Raw genomic sequence first — 15,816 nt, forward strand, 5'->3', positions numbered from 1 at the left:
CGAGGGAGGAAACCAGGGACATCTTCTAGAGAAACCGCAGGGGCGAAAAGATGGCAAAGTTTACGGTTATCATTCCTTACTACCAGAAACAGGCAGGTATCCTGCACCGGGCGCTGACGTCGGTCTTCGCGCAGACCTATCAGGATTTCGATATCGTCATCGTCGATGACCAGTCTCCGTTTCCGATCGAAGCCGATCTCGACAGACTGTCTCAAGACGAGCGCGCCCGCGTCCGGGTCATCAAGCAGGCCAATGCCGGACCGGGCGGCGCAAGAAACACGGGTCTGGATAACGTCTCGTCTCAGGCTGAGTTTGTCGCCTTCCTGGATTCGGACGACCTTTGGACCAAAGATCATCTCCTTAACGCCCACGAGACGATGACCCGTTTCGAATCGGACTGCTACTGGGCATCGATAACAGGGGGCGATGCCTTCTATTACCATTTCGGCATGGCCGAACTGGAAAAAACCGAGACGGTCATCCGCCTCTCCGAAACGCCACTTTTGCTCGAGGTTCCGGATTTTCCGCAGGTCATGCTGCGCAACTGGAGCTTCCTTCACCTGTCCTGCATGGTGCTCGGCAGACGGCTTTTCGAGACCATACGCTTCGAAGCCGAACTGCGGCTGGCGGCGGAAGACGTATTGTTCTTCTGCGATTGCGCCATCGCAGCCAAGCGGATCGTGCTGTGCAACGAACCGGGTGCGGTACGAGGCGAGGGCGTGAACATCTTTCACAGCATCGACAACGATTCTCCTCAATTTCTCTCGCAACAGTTCAACACCTGGGTTGCTCTCGACACTTTGGAAGGACGCTTTTCGCGCAAGCCGACGGAAATCGCGTCCATACATTCCTACAAGCACACGGCGCGCCGGCAGGCGCTCTGGAGCCAGGCAAGGCGCATCAAGCGGCGAAAGATGCCGCAGTTCGATCTGCTGGCCCGCTGGATCTGGCGCGACCCCAGGCTGTTGCAAAGTGCGTTCCAGCTTGCCGTGGGTAAACTATCCCGCTAGCCTTAGCAGGTGCAGCATTTTTTGCCACACCCATTGAAGCGCGTGATTGCTGAGGCAGATCACCCTTGAGAAACCTTCCGTAACGCACACAGGAGATGGTCATGGACCCATACTACTGGGAATCCGAGCACGGAAATTTTGGCGACGACCTCAACCTCTGGCTTTGGGACTTCCTGATTCCGGGTTTTCGAGACGTACACCCGGAGACCCTGCTCGTCGGTGTCGGTACGGTCCTCAACCGCGCCCTTTTGCCGGAGGGCCGCCACAAGCTGGTGCTCGGGTCCGGCTTCGGCTACGGCTCATTGCCGGATATGAGCAACAGGGCAGAATGGGATATTCGCTGCGTTCGCGGACCCTTGACCGCTCAGAAAGTGGGTATCGATCCCAGGCTCGGAATCATCGATCCCGCCGTCATGGTCGCCGAAATGCCCGATTTCAGGAACCTGCCGAAGCTCCACAAGAAGAGTTTCGTGCCGCATTGGGAATCGGCAATCGCCGGCATGTGGCCGGCAGTCTGCACGATGGTCGGCCTGAACTACATCGATCCGCGCGGGGAGGCGAAGGACGTCATCCGCCAGATTGCGCAGTCGGAAATGATCGTGGCGGAATCCATGCACGGCGCCATTCTCGCCGATGCCTTCCGTGTGCCGTGGATCTCCGTGACGACCTCGGACAGCATCAACAGTTTCAAATGGAACGACTGGGCGCAGACCGTCGGCGTCACCTATCGACCGCGTCACGTTCCGGTCTCCAGCCGGGCCGAAGCGATCGTCAAGGGTGCGCGATTCTGGGGCGTCGATTTCGATACGAACAGACCTGCACTCGAGGATCCGAACAAGCGGAAGATTGACGGCAACGTCGCTTTGGCGGTGCAGGAACCGAGGCAGACTTCGCTGCGCGCCGCTGCAAAGCAGCTTCTGGCTGCCCCGTCGGCATTATCCCTGTGGCAGGCGATGCGGGCGTCCCCGCAACTGAGCGCGGATCAGGTCCTCGCCGACCGCAAGGATCAGTTCCTGCATGTGATCGAGAGCATACGCCGCGATTATCTGTGACCGTCCTGCTCTTCAGCCACCATCACGCCGTTCGAGCGTTGCCTGGTGGCTGAAGCAGGTAGCGCAATGTGCCGTCGCCTCCCAGCCCGATTGGGGCGTCGGCATTTTTGGTCCGAAAGCGTTCGGTTTTATCGCCCCATATTCCGCTGACAATCGCCGGGATCGCCGTCGGCCTTCCGGCCGCATGTGCGATGGCCGCTCCTGGGCCTGATTGCCGTTTGACGTCGAGGAATTCCCGCAGCTCATAGCGTCCGCGAATGTGGCGTTCGTGCTGCGCAATCAGATTTCGCACCTCGGGCGAAAGACCGTCTTGGGCAAGAATGGCCCTGTCCGCTTCGTAGAGACGCTTCAGGTCGATCGTCCGGTGACTGCCGCTAAGCGAGTTGCCCCGCACCACTGCGCCATAACCGCAGCTGTGAATGATCTTGTAGCGGGCGCCCTTTGTCAGGGCGCGCGCATAGAGATCGTAATCCTCTCCCAGCCGGAGTTCGTCACGGTAGCGCAGCTGGTGCTGATCAAGAAAGGCGCGGCGTATCAATGGTTTCAGGAAACCGATTTCGCCCCTGCGGACACCGCGTTTCGAAATGTTGCCCTGAATGAATTCGCTGAGCGTCAGGTTGCGCGGGGCAGCCGGAAAAACGTCGAGGCGGAGATAGGCACCTGCAGCTGTTTCTTCGTCTACAAAGGCGATGTTGTCGGCGATGAAATCCCAATCCCGCTGGGCCAGGAGGTTTTTCAGTCTGCCCGGAAAGAAGAAATCATCTGCGTCGAGGACGGCAAGGATGGGAGACCTGGATTGGGCTATCGCATGATTTCGTGCTGCAGCCGGCCCCTTGTTCACGTCGAAGCTTGTGACCTGCAGACGCCCGGTGCCGTCATCGACGCTGCGGGCCACGTCCGCCGTCCCGTCACTGGAGCCATCATCGATGACAACGACTTCGGCGGCTTCCGGCTGGCTCAGCGCCGACCGGATGGCCCGCGCGATCGTGTTGCCCGCATTTTTCGCGGCGATGACCACGCAGACATTGCTGTCCTGTTCCATGATCGTGCTCCTGTCTGGTTGTTATCCCGAAACTGGGGTCGGTTCGAAACACTCGGCTCTTTGCCAAGACGTAGGTCGATCAGGAGAAGGGCGCAAGCTTTATGCTGCACGTGCGAAGGTTTTATCTCGCGGGACTGGCTACAGGCGGACCGGTAAAAGGGACGGCGACGAGCAGCGATCAGGTGTTGAAATGGCGCGGAGGCGTTTGCACACGGATGGTTTTTGTATCCTTGTCCTCGGCGGTCGATGCGACTGCATTCTGCAGCCGGGCGGCGTTGCGCCTATCCCGATTGGTCCTCGCCACGAGGATCATCACTCCGATAAAATATCCAATCTGGATCAGCACAGCACAGGCGACCGTCTGCCATGCCGTCGTCCAGGCTGAACCGGTCAAGAAGAAAGTGACAGCGGCAAAAACAACCAAGACGCCGATGATGCTCACAAAAACCCTGGGCGCAAACATCAGAACCCCTCCGAGGCTATGTCTTGAACTGCAGCCGGCATGGAAAGATATCCTCTCCTCTTAGGATTTTTTTAACATATCGAACGTGCTTTTCAGATTCAACCGCCCGAACAACACTATGTTCCATCTTGATTAAGTCATTTACCGCATCAATTCTTAGCCGCAGCCTAATTTCATCTTTAGATTGCGAGGCGATGGCAGCATTTTGATGTTATTGCGTGATTGACTGTGGTCATGGCTAACCGGGGGTAACTGCGGAAGGACCACAGCCGAGCGTCCCCGCATCGAGGCGACACAACCAAAGAGGCATGCGCAAATAAGAGCCCCTTTTGGTTGTACTCAAATGAGGTTATTGATCAACTTTTGTTACAAAAATCGTATTTTTCTAATGTACGATAGTGCAGTGCAAAACAATGGTGCGGCGCGAGAAGGATTTTTTGCTTCAGAAAAAACCTGTTCCGATTCCGGACCGTAAAGAGAATATCAATACGAAAGAAAAATCACGTTCGGGTCGTAATTGTATTACGCTTCAGAACTACATTACATTTCCGGTAGATTTCTTGAAAATTCTGGATTTTAACTGCGACTACACGCCGTTATGCAGTCGAATCGTGAATTGGTAGGACCTGTTATATTTTTTAGCTTCGCCGCATTTTGCTCATAAACTGCCTACCTGCTAGATCTTGCCTTTTAAAAACAAAATCCCCCTCTACACTCTCCCCTGCAGTTGATACCCAAAACCCTCCCAAGGGACCCGACCAATCGCCCACCAAAATGGAGTTATCTCCCATGAAGTCTGCGACTCGATCGGCAAGCGTGCCGTATTTCACGACCATCGAAGCCGGGGGACACCGGCCGATAGGGGGAATATCCAAAAGGGGATTCGACATCGTGATGGCGTCTCTGGCGCTCATCGTCTTCAGCCCGCTCTTCCTGATGCTCATTGCGCTGGTGAAGTTTTCGGACGGCGGCCGCGTCTTTTATGGCCATCGCCGCGTCGGGCATAACGGGCGTTTCTTTCATTGCCTGAAGTTTCGGACAATGGCGCCCGACGCGGACCGGATTCTTCAGGAGCACCTGCGGAAAAATCCGAAAGCATACGAGGAATGGCAAGCGACCCGAAAGCTGCAGGATGATCCGCGTGTCACCGCAGTCGGAAGCGTGCTGCGAAAACTCAGCCTCGACGAACTGCCGCAACTGATCAACATTCTGCGTGGTGAAATGAGCGTCGTCGGACCGCGTCCCGTGGTCGAAGACGAACTCGAACTCTACGAAACATCGGCTGTCTTCTACCTGCAGTCACGTCCGGGACTGACCGGCCTCTGGCAGGTCAGCGGACGCAATGACGTCTCGTATGCATCTCGTATCGCTTTCGATACGCATTATGTCACCAACTGGTCGCTGATCAGCGATGTCGTCATCGTCGCCAAGACAATTCCGGCCGTCTGCCTGTCCCGAGGCAGTTATTGAGAGCAGCCGCTTGTCGCGGCTGTTTTCCACCCGGAACGATGCAGTTCCGAAGATTGGGGATTTTCATGAAAATATCTCTCGCCCCGGCAGTTTCCGCCCCAGGCCGCAAGGGTTGGGGCCTGTCTGCAGTCGCGATGCTTCGCATCTCTGTTGCGTCGGCGGTCATTGGCCTGTCAGCCATTCAGGCTGCAGCCGACGATTATGCGCTCGGCGCCATGGACAAATTGCGAATCCGCGTGGCGGAATGGCAAACGGCAGAGGGTGCAGTCCGGGACTGGTCGGCCATCAGCGGCGAATATACCGTTGGCGCTTCCGGCGACATTTCCCTGCCTTTCCTTGGCACAGTACCCGCATCGGGAAAGACGACGGCAGAGATCGCCGATGCAGTGGGTGTGCAGCTCCAGAAACTTTTCGGTCTACCCGACCGGCCATCCGCTTCGGTTGAACTGGCACAATACCGGCCGATCTATCTGGCAGGCGACGTCCAGACGCCCGGAGAATATCCGTTTGCGCCCGACATGACGGTGCTGAAAGCCATCAGCCTCGGAGGAGGGCTTCACCGGTCGGAAAACGGCCAGCGCTTCGCCCGCGATTTCATCAATGCCCAAGGCGATTCGGCAGTGCAGGTCGCCGAGCGCAACCGCCTTCTCATCCGCCGCGCCAGGCTGCAGGCCGAAATAGCGGAAAAGGATGACATTGCAGTGCCGGCGGAATTGAAGAACGCTGTGGATGTCCAGAGCCTCGTCGAAAGCGAAAAGGCGTTGATGGTCTCGCGAGACAAGCGCCTCAAGCTGCAACTGACCGCCCTTGCCGAACTGAAGGCTCTTCTCCAGAGCGAGATAGAATCGCTGGGCAAGAAATCCGCCACCCAGAACCGGCAGTTGACTCTGGTCATGGAAGACAAGGGACGCGTCGATGATCTGGCGGACAAGGGGCTGGCACTCAGCGCCCGGTTGCTTTCGGTCGAGCAACGGATCGCAGACATCCAGGCTTCGGTTCTCGATATCGACACCGCGTCACTGAAAGCCAAGCAGGATGTCAGCAAGGCAAACCAGGACGAGATCACCCTGCGCAATGACTGGAATGCCCAACTCGCGCAGGAACTGCAAAACACCGAGGCGGAACTCGACACGTTGAACCTGAAGCTGGCGACGAGCCGGGACTTGATGACGGAGGCACTTCTCCAATCCGCTGATGCCGCACAAAAGGCAACAGGCGCAGGCGCCGCGGCCGATATCAGCTACGCTCTGGTTCGCCAAGAGGATGGGAAATCGGTCGTCATACCGGCAGACGAGGGCACCCGGGTGCAGCCAGGAGACGTCGTAAAGGTGACGTCCGTCCTCAACACGCAATGAAACGCGCGGGACTCGGAGAGTGGTCGATGATCCCGCGCATCCGCGCCACCGGTCGCGCGGCGTTTAGATCTGGAGTGAAGAGGTTGCCATGATTGATTCATCGACAAAAAAGAATGGTCCCCGCTTCCACGGCGACGCCGACGGCACGGATGCGCAGATCAATCGAAAGCTGACGGAACATCTCAGGAAACACGCGATAAAGGTCACGGCAGGCAATGCGCCTGCCGAACAGGAAGCGAGCAAGGGGATGTCGACCACACTATCATCGCCACTATCCGCCATCCGGTTCCTCGGCACGGCCATCGCGCAGATCATCGGCCTGGTCGCCATTATCGTCCTGATGGCCATCGCCTCGGTCCACGCCCACTTCTACGAAAAGAAGTCGTAGGGCGAAGCCGACCCTGATGCTTTGACACACTTTTCGCGCTGATTCTGACCGCCTCGGGGGGGCAGGTATTTTTTCCAACATGCCGTGAATTGGACGTTCTGAACACGGCGGCGTTCTGTTGACGGCGGCTGCCAGAGTTTGAGCAGAAGAGAGAAGTATTGCGGAAAGCTTTGATTTTGCTGCTGATTCCGCCATGGCGCGTTCAGTGTTGCGCAGGAAACTGTCTCGCGGCCCGAGTGCTCACCTTCTTTACAGAACTGCGCAAATGCACGGTCGCGATGGAGGCCTGTGCTACAACGCATTATTGGGCGCGTGAGATCGGCAAACTTGGCCGCGATGTTCGCTTGATCCCGCCGAGAGGCTGCGAAACCTCCGCAGCCGGATAGCCTCGCCCCGTGATCTGGCGCGCAGCGTCACGCTTAAATTCTTCGGTGAAATTCGATTTGCTCATGATGCTCTTCCTGCCTCAAAATTAGGAAAGAAGGCGTCTACAAATCTCGGGGCCAGAGGCAGTGGCCGGTCACTTCAAAAAGAACGCGCCACCTGTCGAACTCCTTTCCGGAAGCGAGGCGCACGACGCTTGGTTTCGCGCTAAGATGCTTGAGGCGCTGAACGATACTCGACCGGACATCTCGCACGATGAAGTGGAGGGACATTTCGCGAAACGTCGAGCGGCAGCTCGACTTAAAGCGGATGTGTCCAGATAGTGAAGCTTACCTAGTCTGATTTCGCGTTATCTGATCGCGACGCCGTCTTCACATATATCGAGGCAGATAATCCTTCAGCCACCATCTTGATTGACGAGCGGATCGTGGCCGCTGTTCGCCGCTTGATTGTTTTTCCCGCGAGCGACCGCATTGGCAGAATGGCTGGTACGCGCGAGCTTGTGATCAACGGGACGCCATACATCGTGGCGTATACCGTTAACGGAACAACTGTTCGCATTCTTCGCGTCCTTCATGGCGCGCAGGAATGGCCAGACTCTTTGCCGACCAGCTAACTTGTCTCGTATCAGTGGGCGGTGGTTCGATCCACTTCACGTGGGCCAGTTTCCGACGCGAAACGAGAGAGGGTGTCCGGCCCTGATGGAACGTACAGTCCGGCGGGGCGCCACTCTGAGAAAGCCAACGCCGGTTCAACAAACCTGATTTCTCGCAGTTTACGGCTCCAAGGGAACGTCGCTCCGACCTGTGTTCATTGTCCGCGAGAAGCCAGTCCTTTATCGAACCAATATTGCCCTGAAGTCGTTGACGTTAGTTCCTGTGGGACCAGTCACGAGCAGCTCGTTGATGCTGTCGAACGCGGTCCAGGTATTGTTCTGTGTGAGCATTGCCTTGGCGTCGGTGTCGGCTTTGCGCATGCGTTCGATCGTGCCGCCATCGGCAAAGGCGCCGGCATTGTCTTCCGATCCATCGATCCCGTCCGTGTCAGCGGCGATTGCGTGAATTCCGTCAAAGCCGTTGATGCCGAGCGCGAAGGAGAGGAGAAATTCGCTGTTCCGGCCCCCTTTGCCCTTTGCCCGTAGTGTGACGGTGGTTTCCCCGCCGGACAGGAGGAGCACCGGTTTGCGGAAGGGCCTGTTGCGGGTAGCGATCTCGCGGGCGATGGCGGCGTGTACGCTGGCAACATCGCGGGATTCCCCCTCGACAGAATCGGAAAGGATGAGGGCTTCGATACCATGCCTGCGGGCTTCGGCTGCCGCCGCTTCGAGCGATACGGCGGCGGAGGCAACAACGAAGGTTTCGTTTGTCCGGAAGCGTGGATCGTCGGGCTTCAAGCTATCCGCAAAATCCGAGTTGAGATGTGCCATCACCGCATCGGGAAGGGGAATGCCGTAGGCATTGATCAGGCCGAGCGCATCGCGTCGGCTTGCGTGATCGGCCACGGTAGGGCCGGAGGCGACGAAGGCCGGGTTGTCGCCGGGTATGTCCGAGATCAGGAAGGATACGACTTTTGCCGGGTGCGCGGCTGCCGCCAGGCGACCTCCCTTTATGGTCGAGATATGTTTTCGGATCGTGTTCATGGCCGAGATCGGCGCGCCCGAGACGAGAAGCGCCTCGTTGACGGCGACTTCATCGGTAAGCGTCAGGCCGGTGGCTGGCGAAGGCAAGAGGGCGGAGCCGCCGCCGGAAATCAGCGCGATCACGAGATCGTCCTCGGTAAGCCCTTTGACCGTCTCCAACAGCCGGCGCGAGGCGATAAGCCCAGCCGCATCCGGGACAGGATGGGACGCCTCGATGATCTCGATCTGACGGCATGGTGCGCCGAACCCGTAGCGGGTGACGACAACGCCTTCGAGCGGCCCGTCCCAAAGATTTTCCAGCACCGCAGCCATCTGCGCGGAGGCCTTGCCGGCGCCGACAACGATGGTGCGCCCTTTCGGCTTTTTCGGCAGGTTCGCCCGCATGCCGTGGGTCGGATCGGCCGCCTTTACCGCAGCATCGAAGGTGGCGCGCAGCAAGGCGCGGGGATCAATGTCTTGCACCGGCGGTCTCCGTATTCAGCGGGTGGCGCGGATCAAATCCGCCGCCTTTTCAGCGATCATGACCGTTGCGGCGTTGGTGTTCGAGGAGATGAGACGCGGCATGATGGAGCTGTCACAGACGCGCAGGCCCTCGATGCCGCGGACACGAAGATGCGGATCGACCACGGCATCCGGATTGTCGGCAGCGCCCATGCGGCAGGTGCCGACGGGATGATAGGCCGAGCGGCCGTGCTCGCGCGCGAAACTCTTTGCTTGTTCGCGATTTTTGACCTGCGCGCCCGGCAGATGTTCGCGCCGGATGTAGGGTTTGAAGGCCGGCTGCGAGAGAATGTCCTGGCTGATGAGGATACCATCGGCGGCGCGCTCGAGATCATAGGGTTCCGCATACGGATTGGGGTCAATGAGCGGCGCGTCGGTCGCATTGGCAGTGCGAAGGGTGACGCTGCCGCGCGAACGCGGCCTGACCGGATAGGAATTCAGCGTGCAGCCATTGCCGCCCGGGACGCTGCCGATGCCTTCCTCGACGCCCGCGCCCGGCAGGAAATGGAACTGGATATCGGGTGTCTTTTCGTTGCGATCGCCCCACCAGAAGGCGCCGGCCTCGACGATGTTGGACGCGACCGGCCCCTTGCCGAACAGCATGTACTCGAGCCCTGCCATCGCCTGCCAGTGCAGCTTCTTGTAGCGGTCAATGCCATGGGACCCGGAAAGTTCGGCGAGTACGTCGACGTCCATATGGTCCTGCAGGTTCTGGCCGACCCCATTCAATGCGTGAACGACATCAACGCCGACCGACCGCAGATGATCCGCGGGACCAATGCCCGACAGCATCAGCAGCTTCGGTGAGCCGATGGCACCGGAGGTGACGATCACCTCGCGGTCGGCGCGTAGGGTAACCGGCCGGCCGCCTTCTATGATTTCCACGCCGATGGCACGTCCATTTTCAATGACGATACGATTGACCATGACATCCGTGCGCAATGTCAGGTTCTTGCGGGAAAGAGCGGGCTTCAGATAACCGGTCGCCGTGCTGCTGCGCTTACCGTTTTTCGTTGTCGCCTGATAGAAACCCGTACCCTCTTGGCGGCCGCTATTGAAATCACCGTTATAGGGAAGTCCGGCTTCCTGCGCGGCACGGACGAACACGCGTGTCAGTGGATGCGGCGTCGTGGAGCTGACACCGAGCGGTCCTTCGGTGCCGTGATGCGGTCCGCCGAGGGAATCATTGCCTTCCGACCGGCGGAAATACGGTGAGACGTCGGCGTAGGACCAGCCCTCACAACCGTCTTCGATTGCCCATGTATCGTAATCCTCCGGGCAGCCGCGGGTGAAGACCTGCGCATTGATGGAACTGCCGCCGCCGAGTACGCGGGCTTGCGGATAGACCATCTTGCGACCGCCGATCGCGCGGCCTGGCGCGGTCTCGTAACCCCAGATCAGTGGTCCGGCCGTCATCTTGAAGAAGCCGACGGGCAGGTGAATGTAGAAATTCGTGTCCTTCGGGCCTGCCTCCAGCAGGGTGACGGTGACGGACGAATCTTCGGTCAGGCGCGCGGCAAGCACGCATCCGGCAGAGCCGGCGCCGATCACGATGTAGTCGGGCATTTCATTCCTCCACTGCGAGATTCTCAGCGTTTTTCGGGCGGCTTCGCATCTCTTCGGCACGCACCATCTCAAGTCCCTTGTGCGGCGTCAAGAGAAAGGGTATGGTTATCGTGTTGAAGGGTTGTCGTACAAATTACGGAGGGCGCGACTTCCTTTTCTGACCTGTTCCCGCAGCCGCAAGGAGCTGCCGAACCGCTGTTTTTTGGATTTCAACGGGAGGATCGAGAATGAAAGACGGAAAGACCCTGATGAATTTCGGCGCGATGAACCGCCGCACGCTGATGATCGGTGCTGCGACCGGTCTCGCCGTTTCCGCCATGCCGAAACGCCTGTTCGCGCAGGCAGCTCCGACGCTGGTCACTTCGATCCGCTCGTTGTCCAACCCATACCATGCAGTCTGGAAGACGGGTGCCGAAGCCTATGCCAAGTTCGCTGGGCTGGAGCATGTGACACTCGTTTCCGAGGGTAACAGTGAAAAGGGCATAGCCGACATCAAGGCGATGCTCGCCAAGACAGGCGGCAACATGGTGTTGAACTCCGACCCGAACGACACGCCGGATGCGCGGCCGATCGTCGAGGCCTGCAAGGCGGCCGGTGCCTATGTCGTCACCCAGTGGAACAAGCCGGCTGACCTGCATCCTGCGGACTTCAACCCCAACTATGTTTCGCACATCGAGTTCGACGGTGTCTCCAGCGGCCAGCAGATTGCAGATATCCTGTTCAAGGCGATCGGTGGTTCCGGTGGCATCATCGCTCTCGGGGGTCAGATTTCCAACACGGCAGCCATCGAGCGCAAGAAGGGCCTGGAGGCAGCACTTGCCGCCAATCCGAATATCAAGCTGCTCGATTTCCAGGTCGCCAACTGGAAGTCGACCGAAGCCTTCGACCTGACCAGCAACCTGCTCACCCGCTTCGGCGACGAGATCAAGGGTATCTGGGCCGCAAACGACGACATGGGCGTCGGTGCGCTCGAGGCGCTGCGTGGCGAAGGCCTTGCCGGCAAGATTCCGGTCGTCGGGATCGACGGCATCAAGGCTGCAGTTGACGCGGTCCGCACGGGCGAATTCGCCGCCACGATCACGTCGGATCCGTTCTGGCAGGGCGGCATTGGTCTGGCGCTCGGCTACAACGCGCTGATGAAGAAGTTCGATCCTGCATCCGAACCGCCGGAACATCGCGAGTTCTACGGCAAGGTGGTTTCGATCACCAAGGACAATGTCGAGGAATATTACAAGACCAATGTCGAAGCCCAGCCGACGCTCGACTGGAACGATCTGTGGGGCCGTGTCGTCGGCCAGATCAGAACGTAAGTCTCTCTTTACGGGATGACCGGTGCGGCCTTGGCCGCGAACCTTTGCCGGCAGCGGAAGCCTTCCGCTGCCGGCGTTTCGGCCCGGATGCGGAGTATTTCTTTTGTCGATCAATTCTGAAACCATGAAGCCCGTCACCAACCTGGAGCGGACATCAGCTATGCATGCTGCCTTTTCGCGTTTTTTCCAAGGAGAGGGCGCGCGCAGGCTGCGTACGTTCGCACCTCTTATCGTGCTGATCGTCCTGTGCATCTTGATCACGCTGGCTAATCCGAATTTCATCGAGCCGCGCAATCTTATTCGCATCGCCAATTCCTCGGCCGTGCCATTGACGCTCGCCATGGGCATGACCTTCATCATCCTGATGGGCAGTATCGATCTTTCGGTGGAAGGCGCGCTGTCTGTCGCCGCCATGGTGCTGGTGCTGCTTGCGAGCAATGACGCCAACACCAATGAATATGGCTGGCTCGCCGTTATTGCCGCGATTGCCGCAAGCACACTGATCGGGCTGATGAACGGTATCATCCAGACGGTTCTGCGCATTCCCTCCTTTATGGCGACGCTCGGGGTCTGGTTCATCGGGCTCGGGACGTCCGTTTACATGCTCGGTGGCTCAGCCGTGCGGTTGATGGATAATTCCATCCGCTCGCTTGCGTTGGAGCGATTTCTCGGCTTCCCCTTTGCGGTCTGGGTTGCCCTGGCGGCATTCGGCCTGGCCGTCATCATCCAGTATCACACCCGCCTCGGCCGCCATATCCTGGCGATCGGCGGCGGCGAGGACGTGGCTGAACTGTCGGGCGTGAACCTCAAGCGTGTTCGCATTACGGCCTTTGCAGTCGCTGGCTTTTTCTTCGGCATTGCCGGTGTGCTTGCCGCTGCGCAACTTGGCCAATCGAATGCTGTCATTGCCGACGGACGCTTGTTCGCCGCCGTGACGGCCGTTGTCGTCGGTGGAACCGCGCTCACCGGTGGCGAAGGTGGCGTGCTCAATACGCTGGTTGGCGTCCTGATCGTGACCGTGCTTGCCAATGGCATGGTCCTGCTCGGCATCTCGCCCTACATCCAGCAGACGGTGCAGGGCCTGATGATCATCGCCGCCGTCGCGCTGTCGCTCGACCGTCTCCGTCTCAAGATCGTGAAGTGAGCGGCCATGCTGACAGTCAACGGAATTTCGAAATCCTTCCTGGGCGTCAAGGCTCTAAAAAACGTCTCGCTGGAGATTCGCCCCAACGAGGTGATCGGCCTGATCGGAGAAAACGGCGCCGGCAAATCGACGCTGATGCGTACGCTTGCTGGAACGCTGCAGCCGGATTCCGGCACGATGACGCTGGACGGAGAACGGTTGCGCCTGCGCAGCACCAGCGATGCCGCCGTCCATGGCATCGGTATGGTGTTCCAGGAACAATCGCTTTTGCTCAATATGTCCGTCGCCGAAAACATCTATCTCGGACAGGAACATCAGTTCACCCGCTTCGGCATCGTCAACTGGCGGGCGATGCGGGAGGCCGCGCGCAGGCAACTCGGCAAGATCGGCGTCGATATCGACGTGACGACGCGGACCTCGGAGCTGTCTTTCGCGGCCCGCCAGATGGTGGAACTCGCCAAGGCGCTGACGCTGGAGGAGAGCGTTTCGCGGCCATTGGTAATTTTGCTCGACGAGCCAACCTCGGTGCTGACCGCATCCGATATCGACGTGCTGTTCGAGCGTGTGCGGGCCTTGAAGAAGCGTGCCAGCTTCGTCTTCGTCTCGCACCGGCTCGACGAGGTCCTGCGCATTTCCGACCGGGTCTATACGATGAAGGACGGAGAGGTCGTCGCCGAACACCGGGCAAGTGAGGTTACCGGCCCGCAATTGCACGAGATCATGGTCGGCCGCGGGCTGCAGACCGAATACTACAAGGAGCCGCGGCAGGTGCCGCCCGGGCCGGAGGTGATCCTCGAAGCCAATGGGCTTGGCGTGAAGGGCGCGTTCCATGGAGTCGATTTCAAAATCCATGCCGGCGAAATTGTCGGCATAGCCGGCGTTGTCGGCTCGGGGCGTGAGGAAATCAGCCGCACGCTCGGTGGTTTCCTGCCGCAGACGGAAGGTACGCTGAAGATCAAGGGCGAGGCCGTGCGGCTCACCACACCTGAACAGGCGGTGCGCAAGAGCATCGGCTACATCCCGCGCGAGCGCAGGATCGAGGGGCTGGTGATGTTTCTTTCGATTGCAGAGAATATCACGCTCGCCGACCTTTCGACCGTGATGCGCAATGGCCGGATCGATTATGTCGCGGAACGGCGCCTTGCCACGGAGTGGATACGCAAGCTGCGCATCAAGGCACCCGGTCCCGATATCGCCTGCCGCAAGCTTTCAGGCGGCAACCAGCAGAAGGTCGTCCTCGCCCGCTGGATGACGGCCGGCTCACGCGTTCTGATCCTCGATCACCCCACGCGCGGCCTCGATGTCGGCGCCAAGGAGGAGGTCTACGAACTCGTGCGCGATCTCTCGGCCCAAGGGATCGCCATCCTTCTTCTGTCCGACACACTGGAGGAAACGATCGGTCTTTCCCATCGCGTGCTGGTCATGAAGGACGGCGAAGTGACGGCTCGCTTCGAGGCTGCTCCCGGCAACAAGCCGGACCAGGTGGAACTCGTACGGGAAATGGTGTGAGGAGAGGGCCATGAAGAAATTATCCAATATGTTCGCGGCCGGCTGGGTTCAGGGCGCGATTCCACCGGCCTTGCTGGTCCTTCTGATTATCGTCGTGGAGATCGGCTCGCCCGGCTTTCTGACCGGCGAGACACTGGGGCTTCTGCTCGGCAACACTGCCGTGCTCTTCATCCTCGCGACCGGCGTGACCTTCGTCATCCTGATTGGCGGCATTGATCTTTCCATTCAGGCGGTCGCCTCGCTTGCCAGCGTCATCCTCGCACAATTGCTGCCCTCGATCGGGCCGCTCGCCTTTCCAGTCGCCATCGCCTCTGGTCTTGTCTTCGGTATCCTGAGCGGTGTCGTGCATGTTCGCCTGCGGGTGCCGTCCTTTGTCGCCACGCTTGCGACCGGTGGTGTGGTCGCCGGTATGGCGCTGCTGTTCGCGCAGGGTCGCGCCATCACCATCGAGGAAGGTGGTCGGCTCAGCACGACCTGGATCAACGGAACCGTCGTTGGCGTACCTGTCGTCGCCATCCTTGCCGCCATCGTCGGCCTGATCAGTTTCATGGCGCTACGTTACACCCGCTTCGGACGTCACAGCCTGGCGGTTGGAGCCGGCGAACCGGCCGCTTTGGCCGCCGGTATCAACGTCGATCGCACAAAGATCATCGCCTTTGCCATTTCCGGTACGCTGGCCGCCATTGCCGGCGTCATCCTAGCCGCCAGGCTGTCGAGCGGCTCGCCGAGCCTTGCCAACCAGCTCCTGCTTCCCGCGATCGCGGCCGTCATCGTTGGTGGAACGGCCATTACCGGCGGGCTTGGCGGTGTTGCGCGCACAGCTGTCGGCGCGCTGATAATCTCGATCGTGCGGATCGGCATGACTTTCGTCGGCGTCAATATCTTTGCGGAAAACGTGGTGTTCGGTGCGGTTCTCATCATCGCGGTCGCCATCACCATCGATCGCAGCAAGATTCCCGTGATCAAATGAGAACCGAGCTTCC

At 59.3% G+C, this 15,816-nt stretch carries 13 protein-coding genes and 3 pseudogenes; 12 read left to right on the forward strand and 4 right to left on the reverse strand.

Annotated features, from left to right (window positions below; genetic code table 11):
- The first annotated feature begins 50 nt into the window (after positions 1-50).
- Positions 51-1,010, forward strand: coding sequence for a glycosyltransferase family A protein (locus ASG68_RS26185; protein ID WP_062584437.1), 960 nt, complete (start codon positions 51-53; stop codon positions 1,008-1,010).
- A gap of 101 nt (positions 1,011-1,111) precedes the next feature.
- Complete coding sequence (locus ASG68_RS26190) at positions 1,112-2,062, forward strand: polysaccharide pyruvyl transferase family protein (protein ID WP_062584560.1); 951 nt, start codon at positions 1,112-1,114, stop codon at positions 2,060-2,062.
- Positions 2,063-2,084: 22 nt separating this feature from the next.
- Here ASG68_RS26190 and ASG68_RS26195 read toward each other — a convergent pair whose 3' ends face one another.
- Positions 2,085-3,104 (reverse strand): glycosyltransferase, encoded by a 1,020-nt coding sequence (locus ASG68_RS26195; protein ID WP_062584439.1) that lies wholly within the window; start codon positions 3,102-3,104, stop codon positions 2,085-2,087.
- 178 nt (positions 3,105-3,282) lie between these two features.
- Positions 3,283-3,567 carry an exopolysaccharide production repressor protein gene (locus tag ASG68_RS26200; RefSeq protein WP_062584441.1) on the reverse strand — a complete coding sequence of 95 codons (285 nt, stop codon included), beginning with the start codon at positions 3,565-3,567 and terminating at the stop codon, positions 3,283-3,285.
- Between the two features lie 789 nt (positions 3,568-4,356).
- On the opposite strand from ASG68_RS26200, the gene ASG68_RS26205 reads away from it, so the two are divergent.
- From ASG68_RS26205 to ASG68_RS30955, 6 genes and pseudogenes are all read left to right on the forward strand, one after another.
- Positions 4,357-5,037 (forward strand): sugar transferase, encoded by a 681-nt coding sequence (locus ASG68_RS26205; protein WP_062584443.1) that lies wholly within the window; start codon positions 4,357-4,359, stop codon positions 5,035-5,037.
- 134 nt (positions 5,038-5,171) lie between these two features.
- Complete coding sequence (locus ASG68_RS26210; protein ID WP_062584446.1) at positions 5,172-6,392, forward strand: polysaccharide biosynthesis/export family protein; 1,221 nt, start codon at positions 5,172-5,174, stop codon at positions 6,390-6,392.
- A gap of 88 nt (positions 6,393-6,480) precedes the next feature.
- Positions 6,481-6,780 (forward strand): hypothetical protein, encoded by a 300-nt coding sequence (locus tag ASG68_RS26215; protein WP_062584448.1) that lies wholly within the window; start codon positions 6,481-6,483, stop codon positions 6,778-6,780.
- A 205-nt stretch (positions 6,781-6,985) separates the two neighbouring features.
- Positions 6,986-7,136, forward strand: a pseudogene (locus ASG68_RS32630) (IS110 family transposase); the annotation flags it as partial.
- 174 nt (positions 7,137-7,310) lie between these two features.
- Positions 7,311-7,487 (forward strand): annotated as a pseudogene (locus ASG68_RS32635) (type II toxin-antitoxin system RelB/DinJ family antitoxin); the annotation flags it as partial.
- 14 nt (positions 7,488-7,501) lie between these two features.
- Positions 7,502-7,780 (forward strand): annotated as a pseudogene (locus ASG68_RS30955) (type II toxin-antitoxin system RelE/ParE family toxin); the annotation flags it as partial.
- Positions 7,781-7,999: 219 nt separating this feature from the next.
- On the opposite strand, the gene ASG68_RS26220 reads toward ASG68_RS30955, so the two are convergent.
- Together ASG68_RS26220 and ASG68_RS26225 are read right to left on the reverse strand one after the other, a co-directional pair.
- Positions 8,000-9,265, reverse strand: coding sequence for a glycerate kinase (locus tag ASG68_RS26220; protein WP_062584450.1), 1,266 nt, complete (start codon positions 9,263-9,265; stop codon positions 8,000-8,002).
- Positions 9,266-9,280: 15 nt separating this feature from the next.
- Positions 9,281-10,870 (reverse strand): GMC family oxidoreductase, encoded by a 1,590-nt coding sequence (locus tag ASG68_RS26225; RefSeq protein WP_062584452.1) that lies wholly within the window; start codon positions 10,868-10,870, stop codon positions 9,281-9,283.
- A gap of 227 nt (positions 10,871-11,097) precedes the next feature.
- On the opposite strand from ASG68_RS26225, the gene ASG68_RS26230 reads away from it, so the two are divergent.
- From ASG68_RS26230 to ASG68_RS26245, 4 genes are all read left to right on the forward strand, one after another.
- Positions 11,098-12,180: a sugar ABC transporter substrate-binding protein gene (locus ASG68_RS26230; RefSeq protein ID WP_062584453.1), complete on the forward strand. Its 1,083-nt coding sequence runs from the start codon at positions 11,098-11,100 to the stop codon at positions 12,178-12,180.
- A gap of 103 nt (positions 12,181-12,283) precedes the next feature.
- A complete protein-coding gene (locus tag ASG68_RS26235) occupies positions 12,284-13,324 on the forward strand; it encodes an ABC transporter permease (RefSeq protein WP_244484336.1) in 1,041 nt (346 codons plus the stop codon).
- 6 nt (positions 13,325-13,330) lie between these two features.
- Positions 13,331-14,833: a sugar ABC transporter ATP-binding protein gene (locus ASG68_RS26240; RefSeq protein WP_062584455.1), complete on the forward strand. Its 1,503-nt coding sequence runs from the start codon at positions 13,331-13,333 to the stop codon at positions 14,831-14,833.
- 10 nt (positions 14,834-14,843) lie between these two features.
- On the forward strand, positions 14,844-15,803 hold the full coding sequence (locus ASG68_RS26245; protein ID WP_062584457.1) for an ABC transporter permease: 960 nt from the start codon (positions 14,844-14,846) through the stop codon (positions 15,801-15,803).
- The last annotated feature ends 13 nt before the right edge of the window (positions 15,804-15,816 follow it).

This window comes from Rhizobium sp. Leaf453, assembly GCF_001425605.1.
In the GTDB taxonomy this organism is placed as follows: domain Bacteria; phylum Pseudomonadota; class Alphaproteobacteria; order Rhizobiales; family Rhizobiaceae; genus Pararhizobium.

What these genes read in the sequence shown, in the direction of transcription:
- ASG68_RS26205 (WP_062584443.1), top strand. Translation starts at nt 4,357, where the DNA reads ATGAAGTCTGCGACTCGATCGGCAAGCGTGCCGTATTTCACGACCATC.
- ASG68_RS26230 (WP_062584453.1), top strand. Translation starts at nt 11,098, where the DNA reads ATGAAAGACGGAAAGACCCTGATGAATTTCGGCGCGATGAACCGCCGC.
- ASG68_RS26185 (WP_062584437.1), top strand. Translation starts at nt 51, where the DNA reads ATGGCAAAGTTTACGGTTATCATTCCTTACTACCAGAAACAGGCAGGT.
- ASG68_RS26210 (WP_062584446.1), top strand. Translation starts at nt 5,172, where the DNA reads ATGCTTCGCATCTCTGTTGCGTCGGCGGTCATTGGCCTGTCAGCCATT.
- ASG68_RS26200 (WP_062584441.1), bottom strand. Translation starts at nt 3,567, where the DNA reads ATGTTTGCGCCCAGGGTTTTTGTGAGCATCATCGGCGTCTTGGTTGTT.
- ASG68_RS26195 (WP_062584439.1), bottom strand. Translation starts at nt 3,104, where the DNA reads ATGGAACAGGACAGCAATGTCTGCGTGGTCATCGCCGCGAAAAATGCG.
- ASG68_RS26215 (WP_062584448.1), top strand. Translation starts at nt 6,481, where the DNA reads ATGATTGATTCATCGACAAAAAAGAATGGTCCCCGCTTCCACGGCGAC.
- ASG68_RS26245 (WP_062584457.1), top strand. Translation starts at nt 14,844, where the DNA reads ATGAAGAAATTATCCAATATGTTCGCGGCCGGCTGGGTTCAGGGCGCG.
- ASG68_RS26190 (WP_062584560.1), top strand. Translation starts at nt 1,112, where the DNA reads ATGGACCCATACTACTGGGAATCCGAGCACGGAAATTTTGGCGACGAC.
- ASG68_RS26225 (WP_062584452.1), bottom strand. Translation starts at nt 10,870, where the DNA reads ATGCCCGACTACATCGTGATCGGCGCCGGCTCTGCCGGATGCGTGCTT.
- ASG68_RS26240 (WP_062584455.1), top strand. Translation starts at nt 13,331, where the DNA reads ATGCTGACAGTCAACGGAATTTCGAAATCCTTCCTGGGCGTCAAGGCT.